At 59.3% G+C, this 18,059-nt stretch carries 11 protein-coding genes and 1 other RNA gene; 7 read left to right on the forward strand and 5 right to left on the reverse strand.

Features of this window, described 5'->3' with window-relative positions; translation table 11 throughout:
- Positions 1-17: 17 nt before the first annotated feature.
- The 3 genes from xdhC to xdhA form a co-directional block, all read right to left on the reverse strand.
- Positions 18-863: a xanthine dehydrogenase accessory protein XdhC gene (gene xdhC, locus JFU47_RS26585; protein WP_140893627.1), complete on the reverse strand. Its 846-nt coding sequence runs from the start codon at positions 861-863 to the stop codon at positions 18-20.
- Between the two features lie 115 nt (positions 864-978).
- Positions 979-3,378: a xanthine dehydrogenase molybdopterin binding subunit gene (gene xdhB, locus JFU47_RS26590; protein WP_201186835.1), complete on the reverse strand. Its 2,400-nt coding sequence runs from the start codon at positions 3,376-3,378 to the stop codon at positions 979-981.
- The gene (gene xdhA, locus JFU47_RS26595) at positions 3,371-4,825 is read right to left on the reverse strand and encodes a xanthine dehydrogenase small subunit (protein ID WP_201186837.1); all 1,455 of its coding nucleotides are present in this window, start codon (positions 4,823-4,825) and stop codon (positions 3,371-3,373) included. The genes xdhB and xdhA overlap by 8 nt, the downstream gene beginning before the upstream one ends.
- 266 nt (positions 4,826-5,091) lie before the next feature.
- Between xdhA and JFU47_RS26600 the strand changes: the two genes are divergently transcribed.
- From JFU47_RS26600 to ffs, 6 genes are all read left to right on the forward strand, one after another.
- Positions 5,092-5,751, forward strand: coding sequence for a GntR family transcriptional regulator (locus JFU47_RS26600; protein ID WP_046047881.1), 660 nt, complete (start codon positions 5,092-5,094; stop codon positions 5,749-5,751).
- Positions 5,752-5,753: 2 nt separating this feature from the next.
- Positions 5,754-9,242, forward strand: a complete 3,489-nt coding sequence (gene smc, locus JFU47_RS26605) for a chromosome segregation protein SMC (RefSeq protein ID WP_201186845.1) — start codon at positions 5,754-5,756, stop codon at positions 9,240-9,242.
- Positions 9,243-9,500: 258 nt separating this feature from the next.
- Positions 9,501-10,355 (forward strand): cell division protein ZipA, encoded by an 855-nt coding sequence (zipA, locus tag JFU47_RS26610; RefSeq protein WP_140679758.1) that lies wholly within the window; start codon positions 9,501-9,503, stop codon positions 10,353-10,355.
- 156 nt (positions 10,356-10,511) lie between these two features.
- On the forward strand, positions 10,512-12,869 hold the full coding sequence (ligA, locus tag JFU47_RS26615; protein WP_201186847.1) for an NAD-dependent DNA ligase LigA: 2,358 nt from the start codon (positions 10,512-10,514) through the stop codon (positions 12,867-12,869).
- Between the two features lie 154 nt (positions 12,870-13,023).
- Positions 13,024-14,190, forward strand: coding sequence for a zinc-binding metallopeptidase family protein (locus JFU47_RS26620; protein ID WP_201186849.1), 1,167 nt, complete (start codon positions 13,024-13,026; stop codon positions 14,188-14,190).
- A 322-nt stretch (positions 14,191-14,512) separates the two neighbouring features.
- An RNA gene (gene ffs, locus JFU47_RS26625) (signal recognition particle sRNA small type) lies at positions 14,513-14,609 on the forward strand.
- Between the two features lie 182 nt (positions 14,610-14,791).
- Here ffs and JFU47_RS26630 read toward each other — a convergent pair.
- On the reverse strand, positions 14,792-15,106 hold the full coding sequence (locus JFU47_RS26630; RefSeq protein WP_201186851.1) for a helix-turn-helix domain-containing protein: 315 nt from the start codon (positions 15,104-15,106) through the stop codon (positions 14,792-14,794).
- Between the two features lie 283 nt (positions 15,107-15,389).
- Here JFU47_RS26630 and JFU47_RS26635 point away from each other — a divergent pair, with 283 nt between their 5' ends.
- The gene (locus JFU47_RS26635; protein WP_201186853.1) at positions 15,390-17,090 is read left to right on the forward strand and encodes a putative bifunctional diguanylate cyclase/phosphodiesterase; all 1,701 of its coding nucleotides are present in this window, start codon (positions 15,390-15,392) and stop codon (positions 17,088-17,090) included.
- Positions 17,091-17,170: 80 nt separating this feature from the next.
- On the opposite strand, the gene JFU47_RS26640 is transcribed toward JFU47_RS26635, so the two are convergent.
- Positions 17,171-17,920 (reverse strand): substrate-binding periplasmic protein, encoded by a 750-nt coding sequence (locus JFU47_RS26640; RefSeq protein ID WP_201186854.1) that lies wholly within the window; start codon positions 17,918-17,920, stop codon positions 17,171-17,173.
- Positions 17,921-18,059 lie beyond the last annotated feature (139 nt).

An 18,059-nucleotide genomic window follows, 5' to 3' on the forward strand; every position in this document is an offset into this window, starting at 1 on the left:
TCTCAATTCGTGGCTTTTTAGTTCGAAGCGTGGCTGCGGCGTGAAGCAGGCAGCAGTTTGGCGATCGATGATCCGGCGCTGGCGGTGTGCTGGCCGAAATTGGCGTTATAGGTGGCGATGATTTCGCCGGCGATGGAGATGGCGATTTCCACAGGCAACTTGCCTTTGACTTCGCCGATGCCCATCGGGCAACGCATGCGTTGCAGCGCGGCGCTGTCGAAACCACGGTCACGCAAGCGGTGTTCGAATTTCACCCGTTTGGTCTTCGAACCGATCAGGCCGAAGTAGGCGAAGTCGTTGCGCTTGAGGATCGCGGCGGTGAGTTCGAGGTCGAGCTGGTGATTGTGGGTCATGACAATGCAGTAGCTGCCGGCGGGCAGGTCATCGATTTCGTCCACCGGTTCTTCGGCGACGATTTTACGGACGCCGTGGGGGATCTGTTCCGGGAATTCGGCTTCCCGCGAATCGATCCAGCGCACCCGGCAGGGCAGGCTGGCGAGCAGCGGCACCAGCGCCCGGCCGACGTGGCCGGCACCGAATACGGCGATTTGCGCCTGGACCTGGCCCATCGGTTCGAACAGCAACACCGTCACGCCGCCGCAGCACTGACCCAGGCTGGCGCCGAGGCTGAAGCGCTCAAGGTGAGTGTCCTGCTTACCGCTGGCAAGCATCTCGCGGCCGATTTGCATGGCCTTGTATTCCAGATGCCCGCCACCGATGGTGTCGAAGGTCTGGTTGGCGCTGATGACCATCTTCGAGCCGGCGTTACGCGGCGTCGAGCCGAGCTCTTCGATGATGGTGACCAACACGCAGGGTTCACCCTGGGATTGCAGGTCGGCGAGGGCGTCGATCCAGTTGTACATATTCACCTCAACATTTCTGTTGTCTGTTCCGGCCTCTTCGCGAGCAGGCTCGCTCCCACATTTGGAATGCATTTCAATGTGGGAGCGAGTCTGCCCGCGATGGGCGCGCCTCGGTCTAGAGCGAAGCCAACTCCGGCTCAGCCTCGACAGCCTTCGCCACCGTCAACTGGCGCATCTGCTCACAACCCCACAACACCCGCTCCGGCGTCGCCGGTGCGTCGATTTTCGGTTGATGCTTATAGTCGCCCAGACTGGCCACGGCGTCCTTGATCGCACACCAGGCCGCAATGCCGAGCATGAACGGCGGCTCGCCCACTGCCTTGGAGTGGAACACCGTGTCTTCCGGATTTTTACGGTTTTCCACCAGCTTCACCCGCAGGTCCAACGGCATGTCCGCCACCGCCGGGATCTTGTAGCTGGCCGGGCCGTTGGTCATCAGTTTGCCCTTGTTGTTCCACACCAGTTCTTCCATGGTCAGCCACCCCATGCCCTGGATGAAACCACCCTCGACCTGACCGATGTCGATCGCCGGGTTCAGTGAGTCGCCGACATCGTGGAGGATGTCGGTGCGCAGCATTTTGTACTCGCCGGTGAGGGTGTCGATGATCACCTCGCAGCACGCTGCGCCGAAGGCGTAGTAGTAGAACGGCCGGCCCCGCGCCTGGCTGCGGTCGTAGAAGATTTTCGGGGTCTTGTAGAACCCGGTGCTCGACAGCGAAACCTGAGCGAAATACGCCTGCTGGATCAGCGATTCGAAGGTCAGGATGTGATCGCGAACGCGTACATGGCCGTTGTGGAATTCCACGTCTTCTTCGCTGACTTTGTACTGCCGCGCAGCGAATTCAACCAGGCGTTTCTTGATGATTTCCGCTGCGTTCTGCGCCGCTTTCCCGTTCAGGTCGGCACCGCTGGAAGCGGCGGTCGGCGAGGTGTTTGGCACCTTGTCGGTGTTGGTCGCGGTGATCTGCACGCGGTCCATTTCCACCTGGAACACTTCAGCCACGACCTGCGCGACTTTGGTGTTCAGGCCCTGGCCCATTTCGGTGCCGCCATGGTTCAGGTGGATGCTGCCGTCGGTGTAAACGTGGATCAGCGCACCGGCCTGGTTGAGGAAGCTGGCGGTGAAGGAGATACCGAATTTCACCGGGGTCAACGCCAGGCCTTTTTTCAGGATCGGGCTGTTGGCGTTGTAGCGACGAATCGCTTCGCGGCGCTCGGCGTACTGGCTGCTTTCTTCGAGCTCGGCGGTCATTTCCTCGAGCATGTTGTGCTCGACGGTCTGGTAGTAATGGGTGACGTTGCGCTCGGTCTTGCCGTAGTAGTTGGCCTTGCGCACCGCCAGCGGATCGAGGGCCAGATGACGGGCGATGGCGTCCATCACTTCTTCGATGGCGACCATGCCTTGCGGGCCGCCGAAGCCACGGTAAGCGGTGTTTGAGGCGGTGTTGGTTTTGCAGCGGTGACCGTTGATGGTTGCATCGCCCAAGTAGTACGAGTTGTCGGCGTGGAACATCGCACGGTCGACAATCGATGCCGACAAGTCCGGCGAGCAACCGCAGTTACCGGCCAGTTCCAGGGCAATGCCGTGCAGCCGGCCAGTGCTGTCGAAGCCCACGTCGTATTCGACGTAGAACGGGTGACGCTTGCCGGTCATCAGCATGTCTTCTACGCGCGGCAGGCGCATTTTGGTCGGCTGGCCGGTGAGGTGCGCGATCACTGCGCACAGGCACGCCGGGCTTGCGGCCTGGGTTTCCTTGCCGCCGAAACCACCGCCCATGCGGCGCATGTCGACCACAATTTTGTTCATCGACACATCGAGCACTTCGGCCACCAGTTTCTGCACTTCGGTGGGGTTCTGCGTCGAGCAGTAGACGATCATGCCGCCGTCTTCGGTCGGCATCACCGAAGAGATCTGGGTTTCCAGATAGAAGTGTTCCTGCCCGCCGATGTGCAACGTGCCCTGGATACGATGCTCGGCGGAGGCCAAGGCACCGGCCGAATCACCGCGCTGATGCGTATGGCTGTCGAGCACAAAGTGGCGTTTGCGCAGCGCTTCAACCACGTCCAGTACCGGCTCCAGATCCTCGTATTCGATGATCGCGGCCATCGCGGCTTTACGCGCGGTTTCCAGATCTTTCGCCGCCACGGCGAGCACCGGTTGACCGACGAACTGCACGTCGTCGATGGCCAGTAGTGGATCGCCCGGAAGCAGTGGTCCGATATCTTTCAGGCCCGGCACGTCTTCGTGGGTAATGGCGATGCGCACGCCTTCGAAGGCGTAGCAAGGCTTGGTGTCGATGCTGATGATTTTCGCGTGGGCGCGGTCCGACAGGCGTGCGTAAACATGCAACTGGTTCGGAAATTCCAGCCGGTCGTCGATGTACTGCGCTTCACCGGACACGTGCTTGGCGGCGCTGTCGTGCTTGACGCTGCGGCCGACACCGGTGGTCAGGTCTTTGGCGAACAGTTCAGCCAATTCGGCTTGGGTCTTCTCTACGGCGTGATGATTAGACATAAGCGGTCACCCGAGTCTCGATGTGCGGTGTTTGCAGTTCGATGAAGTATTTACGCAGCAGGTTTTGCGCACTGAGCAGGCGGTATTCCTTGCTGGCGCGGAAGTCCGAGAGCGGCGTGAAATCTTCGGCCAGTGCGGCGCAGGCGCGTTCGACGGTATCGTTGTTCCAGGTGGCACCGAGCAATACGGCTTCGCAGGCCTTGGCGCGTTTTGGCGTTGCCGCCATGCCGCCGAAGGCGACGCGGGCCTCGGCGATCACGCCGTTGTCGATGCGCAGGTTGAACGCGGCGCAGACAGCGGAAATATCATCGTCCAGACGTTTCGATACTTTGTAGGCGCGGAACAGTTGTTCGGCGCTGGCACGCGGCACGATGATCTTTTCGATGAACTCGCTTTCCTGACGCGCGGTGACCCGGTAATCGATGAAGTAATCTTCCAGCGCCATCGTGCGACGGACTTCGCCTTTGCACAGGACAATCTGCGCGCCGAGTGCAATCAGCAGGGGCGGGGAGTCACCGATCGGCGAGGCGTTACCGATGTTGCCGCCGAGGGTGCCCTGGTTGCGGATCTGCAGGGAAGCAAAGCGTTGCAGCAATTCGCCGAAGTCCGGGTACTCGGCTTTCAAGGCCTCGTAGCAATCGGAGAGGGCGGTGGCGGCGCCGATTTCCAGGCGATCGTCAAAGCGTTCGATGCGCTTCATCTCGGCAACATTGCCGACGTAGATCATCACTGGCAGGGTGCGGTGGAACTGCGTGACTTCCAGCGCCAGATCGGTGCCGCCGGCCAGCAGGCGAGCCTGTGGATAAGCGTCATAGAGGTCAGCGAGATCGGCCACGGTCAGCGGCACCAGGCAGCGCTTGTCGCCACTGTTGAGTTCGCCGATGTCGGTGGGGGCGATGGCCTTCAGGCGAGCGATGGTGTCGGCTTCACGGGCGTCGAACTGGTCCGTTTGCTTGCCGCAGCAGGATTGTTCGGCGGCAGCCAGAATCGGCCGATAGCCGGTGCAGCGGCAGAGGTTGCCGGCCAGTGCTTCGTGGGCTTTGTGCGAGTCCGGTTGATCGCTGTTCTTTTGCAGCGCAAACAGCGACATCACGAAGCCGGGTGTGCAAAAACCGCATTGCGACCCGTGGCACTCGACCATGGCTTTCTGCACGCTGTGCAGTTCGCCTTGGTGCTTGAGGTCTTCGACACTGATCAGTTGTTTGCCGTGCAATGACGAAACGAACGTCAGGCACGAGTTGAGGCTGCGATAGCGAATGTGTTCGCGGCCATCATCATCCGTTTGCAGCTCGCCGACTACCACGGTACAGGCGCCGCAGTCACCGCTGGCGCAGCCTTCTTTGGTGCCGGGTTTGCCCACATGGTCGCGCAGATAATTGAGCACGGTCAGGTTTGGGTCCAGGGCGTGCTCGCTACGGAGTTCCTGGTTAAGTAAAAACTGGATCACGGAAGGCCTCGCAGACTCATTATTGTTGTTAACCGACTTGAACCGAATTTATCAGGTCTGACTTTCCGGTCAATGATTTTCTGACTTAAAGGTCAGGAAATAGCGTTTTGTCGATAAACGACTCGTTCCTTTATTATTGACCCTCACGGGATAGCCTGCTTTTTGCTTGAATCGTGCCAAAAACCGCCGAGTGGGCACTCCGCCATGACCCTTCATGTGCGCTACACTGCGCCGCTTGTGCAAATCGAAGAGTTTGAAGGACAACCATGACGTTCAAGGCGCCGGACAGCCTCGCCGAGCAAATTGCTCACCACCTCGCCGAACGCATCATTCGTGGCGAAATGAAGCCCGGGGAGCGCATCCAGGAACAGAAGGTCACGCTAGCCCTCAATGTCAGCCGCGGTTCGGTCCGTGAAGCCTTGCTGATCCTCGAGCGCCGCCACCTGATCGCGATCCTGCCGCGACGTGGCGCCCACGTGACCGAGCTCACGGTTCACAAGGTCCAGAGCCTGTGCACGCTGATGAGCGAGCTTTACATCCTGCTGGGCAATGCAGTGGCCAGCGGCTGGCAAGTCCAGGCCGACATGGCGCCGTTCGTGCAAATCCAGCAGCGTCTGACCGCCAGCTACGAGCGTCAGGACATTCGCACCTTCGTCGACGACAGCTTCAGTGTGATGCGCGCCGCGTATCCGTTCGCCAACAACCCGTACTTGCAGGAAACCGTCGAGAATCTGCAGCCGGCCATGAGCCGCGCGTATTTCCTCGCCCTGGAGCAGCGCAAGGCCTCGATGAGCGAGTTCCTTGAGCTGTTCGAGCGCTTGCTCGCCGCCGTGCTGGCCCGTGATTTTCCGCAGATTCGCATTGTGCTGACGGCGTATGCCCAGCGCAGCAGTGATCTGGTGGTTTCTGCCCTGACGGACGCTTAAGCGTGCGGCTAAAGTGCATCAAACTGGCGGGGTTCAAATCCTTCGTCGACCCGACCACGGTGAACTTCCCCAGTAACATGGCGGCGGTGGTCGGGCCCAATGGTTGCGGCAAGTCGAACATCATCGACGCCGTCCGCTGGGTGATGGGCGAGAGTTCGGCCAAGAACCTGCGCGGCGAGTCGATGACCGACGTCATCTTCAACGGCTCGACCAGTCGCAAACCGGTGAGCCAGGCCAGCATCGAGCTGGTATTCGATAACTCCGACGGCACCCTGCTCGGCGAATACGCGGCCTACGCGGAAATTTCCATTCGCCGCAAAGTGACCCGCGACAGCCAGACCACTTATTACCTCAACGGCACCAAGTGCCGCCGTCGCGATATCACCGACATCTTTCTGGGTACAGGCCTGGGCCCGCGCAGCTACTCGATTATCGAACAGGGGATGATCTCCAAGCTGATCGAGTCAAAGCCCGAAGACCTGCGCAACTTCATTGAAGAAGCGGCGGGCATCTCCAAGTACAAGGAGCGCCGGCGCGAGACCGAAAACCGCATCCGCCGCACCCACGAAAACCTGGCCCGCCTGACCGACCTGCGCGAAGAGCTCGAGCGTCAGCTTGAACGCTTGTACCGCCAGGCCGAGGCCGCCAAGAAGTATCAGGAATACAAGGGCGAGGAGCGTCAGCTCAAGGCCCAACTGTCGGCCCTGCGCTGGCAGGCTTTGAATGAACAGGTCGGTCAGCGCGAAGCGATCATCGGCAATCAGGAAGTCACCTTCGAAGCGCTGGTGGCCGAGCAGCGCAACGCCGATGCGGCTATCGAACGCTTGCGGGACGGGCACCACGACCTGTCCGAACGCTTCAATCTGGTGCAGGGGCGCTTCTATTCGGTCGGCGGCGACATCGCCCGGGTCGAGCAGAGCATCCAGCACGGTCAGCAACGCCTACGCCAGCTGCAAGACGATCTGAAAGAAGCCGAGCGCGCGCGTCTGGAAACCGAGTCTCACCTGGGCCACGACCGCACCTTGCTGCTGACCCTGGGCGAAGAGCTGGACCTGCTCACCCCTGAACAGGAAGTCACCAGCGCCGCCGCCGAAGAGGCTGCCGCTGCGCTGGAAGAATCCGAAACCACCATGCACGCCTGGCAAGAGCAATGGGACACCTTCAACCTGACGGCCGCCGAACCGCGTCGCCAGTCCGAAGTTCAGCAGTCGCGCATCCAGCAGCTGGAAACCAGCATGGAACGCCTGGCCGATCGTCAGAAGCGTCTTGGCGAGGAGCGCACGTTGCTCTCGGCAGACCCGGAAGACGCGGCGATCATGGAGCTCAGCGAGCAACTGGCGGCGAGTGAAGCGACCCTCGAAGATTTGCAGGCCAGTGAAGAAGCCCAGGTCGAACGCCTCGAGCAACTGCGTCAGGAATTGCAATCAGCGCTGCAAAATCAGCAGCAGGCTCAGGGCGACTTGCAGCGTCTGAACGGTCGCCTCGCCTCCCTTGAAGCCTTGCAACAAGCCGCACTCGATCCGGGCACCGGCACCGCTGAATGGCTGCGCGAACAACATTTGGCGGACCGTCCGCGTCTGGCTGAAGGCCTGAAAGTCGAGGCCGGTTGGGAGCTGGCGGTGGAAACCGTGCTTGGCGCCGACCTGCAAGCGGTGCTGGTGGATGACTTCGGCGATTTCGATCTGGCCGGTTTTGCCCAAGGCGATTTGCGCTTGCTCAGCCCGGCCACTGATGGCGTGCGCGTACCCGGCAGCTTGCTCGATAAAGTTGAAGCGCAGATCGATCTGGCGCCGTGGCTGGGGCAGGTTAAACCGGTCGACAGCCTTGAACAGGCGTTGGCCCTGCGCAATCAATTGACCGCCGGCCAGAGCTTGATCAGCCGCGACGGTTACTGGGTTGGTCGACACTTTTTACGCGTACGCCGGGCCAGCGAAGCCGAAAGCGGCGTGCTGGCTCGTGGTCAGGAAATCCAGCGCCTGGGCCTCGAGCGTGAAGAGCGCGAAGCCACGGTCGAAACCCTGGAAACCCAACTTCAGAATCTCAGGGCGCAGCAGCGTCAGCAGGAAAACGGTCGCGAACACCTGCGCCGTCTGCTGCAAGACGAAGCGCGTCAGCAAGGTGAGTTGAAAGCCCAGTTGTCCGCCGGCAAAGCCAAGGCCGAACAATTGACCCTGCGTCGTACACGCCTTGACGAAGAGCTCACCGAATTGGCTGAGCAACGCGCTCTGGAGCACGAAAATATCGGCGAGGCGCGTCTGCAATTGCAGGAAGCCCTCGACAGCATGGCGCTGGACACCGAGCAGCGCGAGTTGCTGCTGGCTCAGCGCGACAGCTTGCGCGAGCGACTCGATCGGGTGCGGCAGGAAGCCCGGCAGCACAAGGATCACGCTCATCAACTGGCGGTGCGTCTGGGTTCGCTCAAGGCACAACACGACTCGACGCGTCAGGCGCTGGAACGTCTGGAAATGCAGTCCGAGCGCCTGACCGAGAAGCGCGAACAGCTCAGCCTCAATCTGGAGGAGGGCGAGGCACCGCTGGAAGAGTTGCGCCTCAAACTCGAAGAGTTGCTCGACAAACGCATGACCGTCGACGAAGAACTCAAGACGGCGCAGATCGCTCTGGAAGACGCCGACCGCGAACTGCGTGACGCGGAAAAACGTCGCAGTCAGGCGGAACAGCAATCGCAATTGATTCGCGGCCAGATGGAAACCCAGCGCATGGAATGGCAAGCCCTGACCGTGCGCCGCAAAGCGCTCGAAGATCAGTTGCTGGAAGACGGCTACGACCTTCATGGCGTGCTCGCCACGCTGGTGGCCGAGGCTAACGAAAAGGATGCCGAAGAAGAACTCGAACGCATTGCCGCGCGGATTCAGCGCCTCGGTGCGATCAACCTGGCGGCCATCGACGAATACCAGCAACAATCCGAGCGTAAACGTTATCTGGATGCGCAGAACGACGATCTGGTAGAAGCGCTGGATACGCTCGAGAACGTGATTCGCAAGATCGACAAGGAAACCCGAAACCGCTTCAAAGATACCTTTGATCAGATCAATGGTGGTTTACAGGCCCTTTTCCCAAAAGTTTTCGGTGGAGGACGCGCCTATTTGGAACTGACAGGCGAAGATCTACTCGATACAGGGGTAACGATCATGGCGCAGCCGCCAGGAAAGAAGAACAGCACCATCCATTTGCTCTCCGGTGGCGAAAAAGCCCTGACTGCCTTGGCTCTGGTTTTTGCCATCTTCAAGTTGAATCCGGCGCCGTTCTGCATGCTCGATGAAGTTGACGCGCCATTGGATGACGCTAACGTTGGACGCTACGCACGGCTGGTCAAAGAGATGTCGCAGACGGTGCAGTTCATCTATATCACCCACAACAAGATCGCCATGGAAATGGCCGAGCAACTGATGGGGGTGACGATGCACGAACCGGGTTGCTCGCGTCTGGTGGCAGTGGATGTGGAGGAGGCGATGGCGATGGTGGATGCCTGAGTCGACGCTTGAAGGAGAGGTATTTTTGAGTTGTAGGACTTATTTACCTGCCCTGACTTGCTGGCCAATCGACATATTCGCGCAAGCCGTTGTGACAGACGGTGTAAAGTTGCCTTTGGTCGTGCTAGTTTAATGTCAATTTTTCGTATACGTGGGCAAAACGCCTGTCAGAACATAGAGTTGGCGCCACGTTTTAAAGCGGTTTGCGAGTTGTAAACCTCTTATTTTTCAGCATTTTTTATAGAGGCACGGGATTACATGGAAATCGGTCTGCGCGAGTGGCTGATCGTCATCGGCATTATTGTCATTGCCGGTATTCTTTTCGATGGCTGGCGGCGCATGCGCGGCGGCAAGGGGAAACTGAAATTTCGTCTCGACCGAAGTTTGTCCAACTTGCCGGACGAGGACACCAGCGCCGAGCTGTTGGGCCCGCCCCGTGTGCTGGATACGCATAAAGAACCGCAACTGGACGAGCACGATCTGCCGTCGGTGAGCATGCCTGCCCGTGAGGCGCGTGAGTCGGGTTCCAAGCGCGGCAAGCGTGGCCATGGCGAGCCTTCCCAGGGCGACATGAACCTGAGTCTGGATCTGGACGGCGGCCCGAGCTTCAGCAGCCGTGACGACGATTTCCCGGATGACACCAAGTCTTCGGGCTCGGTCAGCGAGAAGGAACAACCGCAAGCAGAAGAAGTGCTGGTGATCAGCGTGATCTGCCGCGACGCCGCCGGCTTCAAAGGCCCGGCGCTGTTGCAGAATATTCTGGAAAGCGGTCTGCGTTTTGGCGAGATGGACATCTTTCATCGCCACGAAAGCATGGCTGGCAATGGCGAAGTCCTGTTCTCGATGGCCAATGCGGTCAAGCCGGGCGTCTTCGATCTGGACGACATCGACCACTTCAGCACACCGGCAGTAAGCTTCTTCCTCGGTCTGCCAGGCCCACGTCATCCGAAGCAAGCCTTCGACGTGATGGTGGCCGCGGCGCGCAAACTGTCTCAGGAGCTGAACGGTGAACTGAAAGACGACCAGCGCAGCGTGCTGACCGCCCAGACGATTGAGCATTACCGTCAGCGCATCGTCGAGTTCGAACGTCGCGCCCTGACCCAGAAGCGCTAAGGTCAAAAGATCGCAGCCTCGTTTTACTCGACAGCTCCTACAGGGGTCGCGATTTTCTGTAGGAGCTGTCGAGTGAAACGAGGCTGCGATCTCTTGATCCTGATGATATGAGATTGAGCAGCCTCGGCTGCTCTTTTGCTTTATGAGAGAACACCCATGACCGCCGTCAAAAACCGCATTCTAGAGCTGCGTGCTGAGCTGGATCAGCATAACTATCGCTACCACGTGCTGGACGAGCCGAGCATTCCGGACGCCGAATACGATCGGTTGTTCCACGAGCTCAAGGCCCTCGAAGCGGCCCATCCCGAACTGATCACCAGCGACTCGCCAACCCAGCGCGTCGGCAGTGCGGCGCTGTCGGCGTTCACACAGGTGCGTCACGAAGTGCCGATGCTCAGCCTCGGCAACGCCTTCGAAGAAACCGACATGCGCGAGTTCGATCGCCGGGTAACTGAAGGTCTCGACCTGCCGGTCGGCGACTTGTTTGGTGGCGGTGCCGCGGTGGAATACAGCTGTGAACCCAAACTCGATGGCCTGGCGGTCAGCTTGTTGTATCAGGACGGCGTGTTGGTGCGCGGCGCGACTCGCGGCGACGGCACCACCGGCGAAGACATCAGCGTCAACGTCCGTACCGTGCGCAACATTCCGCTCAAGCTGCACGGTACGGGCTGGCCGGCGACCCTGGAAGTGCGCGGCGAAGTGTTCATGTCCAAGGCCGGTTTTGAGCGTCTCAACGCCACGCAGCTGGAAGTCGGCGGCAAGACCTTCGCCAATCCGCGCAACGCGGCGGCCGGCAGTTTGCGCCAGCTCGATTCGAAGATCACGGCCAACCGTCCGTTGGAATTTTGCTGCTATGGCATCGGTCAGATTTCGGCCGATATTGCTGATACACACATTGGCAATCTCAAGCAGCTCAAGGCTTGGGGCATGCCGATCAGTCATGAGTTGAAACTGGCTCATGGCATCGATGAGTGCCTGGATTATTACCGCGACATCGGTGAGCGCCGAAATTCGCTGCCCTACGAAATCGACGGCGTGGTGTTCAAGGTCAACAGCATTGCCTCTCAGCGTGAGCTGGGCTTCCGTGCTCGTGAACCGCGCTGGGCGATCGCGCACAAATTCCCGGCGATGGAAGAACTCACTGAATTGCTTGATGTGGAATTTCAGGTCGGTCGTACCGGTGCGGTGACGCCGGTGGCGCGCTTGAAGCCGGTCAAGGTGGCCGGTGTGACCGTGGCCAACGCGACGTTGCACAACATGGATGAAGTGGCGCGTCTGGGCCTGATGATTGGCGACACCGTGATTATTCGCCGCGCTGGCGATGTCATTCCGCAGGTGGTGCAAGTGGTCATCGAGCGCCGTCCGGACAACGCACGGCCAGTACAGATTCCCGAGAAATGCCCGGTCTGCGGTTCCCATGTCGAGCGCACGCAACTGGTCAAACGCAGCAAAGGTCGGGAGACCGTCAGCGAAGGTGCGGTGTACCGCTGCGTTGGTCGTCTGGCCTGCGGTGCGCAACTCAAGCAGGCAATCATTCACTTCGTCTCCCGTCGTGCCATGGACATCGAAGGCCTGGGCGAGAAGAGCGTCGAGCAACTGGTGGACGAAGGGCTGGTGAGTTCGCCTGCTGATTTGTACGCGCTGACGTTTGAACAGATTGTCGATCTGGAAGGCTTTGCCGAGTTGTCGAGCAAGAACTTGCTCAGCGCCATCGAAGACAGCAAGCAGCCGAGCCTGGCTCGCTTCATCTACGCCCTCGGGATTCCCGATGTCGGTGAAGAGACGGCGAAGGTGCTGGCGCGTTCTCTCGGCTCGCTGGAGCGGGTTCAGCAGGCGTTGCCGCAAGTGCTCACATACTTGCCGGATGTTGGTCTGGAAGTGGCTCACGAGATTCACAGCTTCTTCGAAGATGCGCATAACCAGCAGGTGATCAAGGATCTGCTCAAGCACGGTATGCAGATTCAGGATCAGGGCGAGCTTGGCGCCGAGTTTGCCGCCAGCACTACGTTGGGTGGCTTCCTCGACAAGCTGCACATACCTTCGGTCGGGCCGGGTGGGGCGCAGAAGCTGGCAGATAAGTTTGGTTCGCTGGAGGGGGTCATGAGCGCTGACTGGCTGGACATGCGTCAGGCGCTGCCGGAGAAACAGGCCACTTCGGTTCGGGAGTTCTTTGCGGTTGCGCAAAATCGTCAAATTGCTGAAGCCGCCGAGAAACAGCTGCGCGATTTCGGCATGCACTGGCAGAGCGAGAAGAAAGTCGTTGAAGGCTTGCCGCTGGCCGGGCAGACCTGGGTGCTGACCGGCTCGCTGGAGCTGATGAGCCGCGACATCGCCAAGGACAAACTTGAAAGCCTCGGTGCCAAGGTAGCGGGATCGGTGTCGGCCAAGACTCATTGTGTGGTGGCAGGGCCGGGTGCAGGTTCCAAGTTGACGAAAGCTAATGAGCTGGGATTGAAGGTTCTGGATGAAGAGGCGTTTGTCGAATTCCTGACGAAGCACGGTATTTCTGTTTAGTCGATCGTTCCCACGCTCCGCGTGGTAACGCATCCCGTGACGCTCTGCGTCACAGCGGACGCGGAGCGTCCGGGGCGGCATTCCCACGCAGAGCGTGGGAACGATCTTTGTCAGGTAATGATCTAGTCTTGGCAAGCCCCAGGGAGAGATCGTCATGTACCGCTTCTTCGAACAGCTCAGTTCACGCATCGCCGCGCCCTTCATCGGCGAAAGCTCGCGTAACAGCAAGGTCTGGCAGTGCCGCTGCGGGCAGTCGCTGTTTTTTCGCAACAGCCAGTGCCTGGCGTGTTCGGCGGCGTTGGGTTATCAACCGGAGCAGAGTCGCCTATCGTCGCTGCAGCCCGGCGTGCAGGCTGATACCTGGTTGCTCGACGCCGATCCCGAAGCAGGTGTCTTGCGCCGCTGCGCCAACCTCGATTCCCCGGCCGCGTGCAATTGGCTGTTGCCCGCCAATGACCACGATGCGTTATGCATCGCCTGTAGCCTGAACCACACCATTCCCGACCTGTCGATTGGCGAAAACCACGAACGCTGGCGCAAGGTCGAAACGGCCAAGCGGCGGCTGGTTGCACAGTTGGTCAGCCTGGGTTTGCAGGTGATTCCCAAAACCGTGGACGAAGAGGCTGGACTGGCTTTCGATTTCATTGGCGTCGACCTCGAAGGCAAGCCGCCAACCACGGGTCACGCCAACGGTCTGATCACCCTCGATATCAAAGAAGCCGACGACGCCCATCGCGAGCAGCTTCGGGTGCAGATGCACGAACCTTATCGCACATTGCTCGGGCATTTTCGTCATGAGGTTGGGCATTACTACTGGGACCGGTTGATCGCCAACAGCCATTGGCTGGAACCGTTCCGGGGCCTGTTCGGCGACGAACGCGCCAGCTACACCGACGCTCTCGAGCGGCATTACCAGCAAGGCGCACCGCTTGACTGGCAGCAACATTACGTCAGCGCCTACGCGACCATGCATCCGTGGGAGGATTGGGCCGAAACCTGGGCTCACTACCTGCACATGATGGACGCGGTGGATACGGCGCTGGGGTTCGGAATGAGTGCCAGGGAGATGGATTTCGACTATCAGCCGTTTCCCCCAAGCACCCTCTATGATCCACAGCATCCCGGCGGCGCGGCGTTCCTGTCGTTCGTCAATGCGTGGATCGAACTGGCCGGCATGCTTAATGAGTTGTCGCGCAGCATGGGGCAGCCGGATTTCTATCCGTTTGTCCTGCCGCCGGCAGTGATCGCCAAGCTGCACTTCATCCACCTGGTGATCCAGCAGGAGGGCGGCCGGGCGGATGAGGTGTTGCAGGATTTGTAGAGTCTGCTGAACGCTGCATTTACTTGTAGCAGCTGTCGAGCCTGCGAGGCTGCGTTCGGCTGCGAAGCAGGCGTAAAATCAGGCAGCGCGGTTTTTCAGGTAAATTTCAGGAGTTTCGGATCGACGACTGCTTCGTCCGAACGCGGCCCGAGCCGAACGCAGCCTCGCAGGCTCGACAGCTGCTACGGACAGTGGTGTTTCGCGCCCTGTGCATGTCCTTGACCTGATTCATATTTTTAATCTGGATCGAACGGTTGTAACTTCGTCTCAGATAGGTACAATGGCGCGGCTCGCCGTCAGGCGGGCGTCGTTATGGTGACCCCATCGGTCCCCCCGCAACGATTACCCGTGAACCTGGTCAGATCCGGAAGGAAGCAGCCACAGCGGGAACATTGTGTGCCGGGGTGTGGCTGGTGGGGTTGCCTCCATAACGCACCGCGAGTCCTCCCTCGCGTTATCTGTCTAAAATTACATTCTTGTTGCTCTGCCACGGATCTTGTCCAGGGCGGTGTTTTTTTCGTTTCCGGTTTTCAGAGCGCGCACATAAATGGAGGCCGAGCTGTCGAATGCGACATCTCGGCCTCCTTTTTTATTTCTGGCATCAAGGCTTGGACAAGGCCTGGTCAACCGCTGCAATCAGCTTTCCCAGATCCTTCGGGGTGGCTTTATGTATGACACCGAACAGATACGCCCGCTGTTCATCTTCATCGCCTAAATCTGCGAAAAAGGCTTTCAGCTTCACACCCAACACATCGGAAAACAGGAACAAGGCTTCCACGCTGGGAGTGTAGGTGCCGGTTTCGAAGCGGCTGATGGTTTTGGGGTCAAAACCGGTTTTTTCGCCGAGTTCAGCCTGAGTAAGCCCAGCGACCTTGCGGTAGCGCCGAATGGCCGCACCCAAACTTGAAATTTGCATCGCTTAATTCCCATTTAGAATCAAGAACTTAACGATAGATTTTTGCATTAGACAACTGCATTATCCATCACCTTGCTTTGCAAAATGTGATGCATTTCGTAGAATCGCCGCTCAAAATGGATGTTTTGGGCCTTTAAGGTTAGTTGATCTCTGCTGTCAGGAGGCCATCAAACGCTGTTCATGGAGTGATATCGTGTTGCTGCGCATTACCTATAAAAACATCTCTACCGGGCATCCCGCACGGGTCGAGCGGTACTACCGCTAGCCACAGCGAGCCTGACTCATGGATGAGAAGTACCGCAGGGCCGTGGATGCCGCCGCGATTTTTTCCGAGACCGATCTGAGCGGCCGGATCACCCACGTCAATGATCAGTTCTGTGCCGTGTCCGGCTATAGCCGCGAAGAACTGCTCGGGCAGAACCATCGTCTCCTCAACTCGGGTCTGCACTCCGCCGATTTCTTCGCGACTATGTGGCGCACCATCGCCTTGGGCAAGGTCTGGAAAGGCGAGATTTGTAATCGCGCCAAGGACGGCAGCCTGTATTGGGTCGACAGCACTATGGTGCCGGTGCTCGATGACGCTACCGGGCGGGTTGACCGTTATCTTTCGATTCGTTTCGACATCAGCGAAAAACACCAATTGCTGCATTCACTGCAATGGCGGGTGGGGCATGACGTGCTGACCGGGCTGCCGAATCGCGCGTTCCTCTCGGATTTGCTGGATCAGGCGCTGGAGTTCTCCCGTCACGAAAACATCCCGCTGGCAGTGTGCATGCTCGACCTCGACGGCTTCAAAGCGGTCAACGATGGCTATGGGCATGCCAGTGGCGATCAGCTGTTGGTCGAGGTAGCCAAGCGTTTGCGAACCATTGTTCGCGGCGAAGATGTGGTGGCACGGTTGGCCGGCGACGAGTTTGTGCTGGTGTTGCGATATGTGCGAGATCTGCCGGAACTGCGTGCGGCGTTGAACCGGGTGCTCGGCGCTATTTCGGCGCCGTACTCGCTGCATGGCAAGGGCGTCAATGTATTTGCCAGTATCGGCGTCACCTTGTTCCCCGACGACAATGAAGATGCCGAAACCCTGTTACGTCATGCCGATCAGGCCATGTACGTGGCGAAACAACGCGGTCGCAATCGCTTTCATTTGTTCGACGTGTCCCGGGATCAGGAGGTCAAGGCCACTCACCAAACGGTCGAGCGAGTGCGCCAGGCGCTGGCTGCCGGTGAGTTGCGTGTGCATTTCCAGCCCAAGGTGAACATGCGTCGTGGCGAGGTTGTCGGCTTCGAGGCGTTGTTGCGTTGGGAGCATCCGCAACACGGCATGGTGCCGGCCCGGGAGTTTTTGCCGCTGGTGGAAGAAACGGACCTGATCATCGATATTGGTGAGTGGGTAATGGATCAGGTCCTGTCGCAGTTGCACCATTGGCAGCAAGCGGGGCAGGGCTGGCCAGTCAGTATTAATATTGCGGCACGACATTTCCAGCGCGCGGATTTTGTCGACCGGCTCAAACACGTGCTCGCCCGGCATGCCGAGGTGGCCCCGCAGATGCTCGATCTGGAAATCGTCGAGTCGGTGGCGATTGAGAATATTCAGCATGTCAGCGCCTGTTTACAAGCCTGTCAGGCGCTGGGGGTGCAGTTTTCACTGGGGGACTTCGGCACCGGTTATTCGTCCCTGAGCTACCTCAAGCGTTTGCAAACCCAAACCATCAAGATCGACAAGTCGTTTGTGCGCGGCATCCTTGAAGATCGTGATGATCTGGCCCTGACCAAGGCTGTCATTGGCCTGGCTCGGGCCTTTGGTCGGCAGGTGATCGCCGAAGGGCTGGAAAGTATCGAGCACGGTAAATTGCTGCTGCGCCTGGGCTGCGAAGTTGCTCAAGGCTGTTTCATTGCCCGGCCGATGCCGCCCGCAGAAGTACCGGGCTGGGTTGCGGGGTTTGTCGCGCCGGCGCAATGGCAGGCGCTGGATCAAGCAGGCTGAAGTTTTGTGATCAACACCGAACCCATGTGGGAGCGAGCCTGCTCGCTCCCACATGGTCTCGTGTCGATCAGAGGAATCGCTTAGGGTGTGCTTGGCTCGGAACCTATATAGAGCCGGATGATGTCGTCGATTTCGCCGGACATTTTCATTCGCACCAAGGTGCGCAAAATGCGCTGCACGGGCACCTTGGGGTCGTTGCGCACGTAGCAGCCCACACTCTGTTCTTGCAGCACCGCGACACCTTTCAGTTGCCTATCGGGCAGCAGGCGCTGATTGAACCAGTCCAGCGTCCACTGATTGCTCACGGCGTAGTGATAGCGTCCGGCCAGGAGTTTTTCCAGCACCTGTTCCTGGTTGCGCGCGTCTTCGCGATGCAGGCGGTCGGCATCGAACAGGGGTTGCAACGTGGGGTAGGTGTAGCCGAGCACCGTGCCAACGGATTGTCGCGGCAAGTTTGCAGGCACAACCGAGGGTAGCGGATCTGACCGGCTGATCAACATGTCGCGCTGGAACCAGAGCGGAATGCTCCAGATGTAGTCCCCGGACTGATTCGGCTGCCAGGACTGCGCCGCATAGCAGCGGATATCGACTTCGCCGTGCTCCATCGCGTTTTGCACCCGTGTGCGAGGCAGTACGTGAAATTCGGCCGGCACGCCGACCTGGGTCGCGAGGCTGACCATCACGTCGTGCAGGATGCCTTGGGTGGGATGGCCGCGTTCCAGTTGCACCATTGGCATCGCCCAACTGTCGGGCACCACGAAGCGCAATGGCTGCTCGGCGCCAGCGACATTCAGGCTGATCAACAGCAGTGCCCCCAAGGCCAACCGCATAAACGCTCCGGTACTGATAAAACCCGAGCCGATAAAAGCCCCCCAAAGACCATCTTAGCCAGATTAGACGAGCGCACCGGATGCAATTTTGGCCTTGCTCCGCTAGCATTAGCCGCTTCTGTTCCTTCGTTGCGACGGT

The sequence above is a fragment of the Pseudomonas sp. TH39(2020) genome, from assembly GCF_016650715.1.
GTDB lineage: Bacteria > Pseudomonadota > Gammaproteobacteria > Pseudomonadales > Pseudomonadaceae > Aquipseudomonas > Aquipseudomonas mandelii_C.

Coding starts and splice junctions, on each gene's coding strand:
- xdhB (WP_201186835.1), bottom strand. CDS start 3,378: ATGTCTAATCATCACGCCGTAGAGAAGACCCAAGCCGAATTGGCTGAA.
- JFU47_RS26600 (WP_046047881.1), top strand. CDS start 5,092: ATGACGTTCAAGGCGCCGGACAGCCTCGCCGAGCAAATTGCTCACCAC.
- xdhC (WP_140893627.1), bottom strand. CDS start 863: ATGTACAACTGGATCGACGCCCTCGCCGACCTGCAATCCCAGGGTGAA.
- JFU47_RS26630 (WP_201186851.1), bottom strand. CDS start 15,106: ATGCAAATTTCAAGTTTGGGTGCGGCCATTCGGCGCTACCGCAAGGTC.
- zipA (WP_140679758.1), top strand. CDS start 9,501: ATGGAAATCGGTCTGCGCGAGTGGCTGATCGTCATCGGCATTATTGTC.
- JFU47_RS26640 (WP_201186854.1), bottom strand. CDS start 17,920: ATGCGGTTGGCCTTGGGGGCACTGCTGTTGATCAGCCTGAATGTCGCT.
- JFU47_RS26620 (WP_201186849.1), top strand. CDS start 13,024: ATGTACCGCTTCTTCGAACAGCTCAGTTCACGCATCGCCGCGCCCTTC.
- JFU47_RS26635 (WP_201186853.1), top strand. CDS start 15,390: ATGGATGAGAAGTACCGCAGGGCCGTGGATGCCGCCGCGATTTTTTCC.
- ligA (WP_201186847.1), top strand. CDS start 10,512: ATGACCGCCGTCAAAAACCGCATTCTAGAGCTGCGTGCTGAGCTGGAT.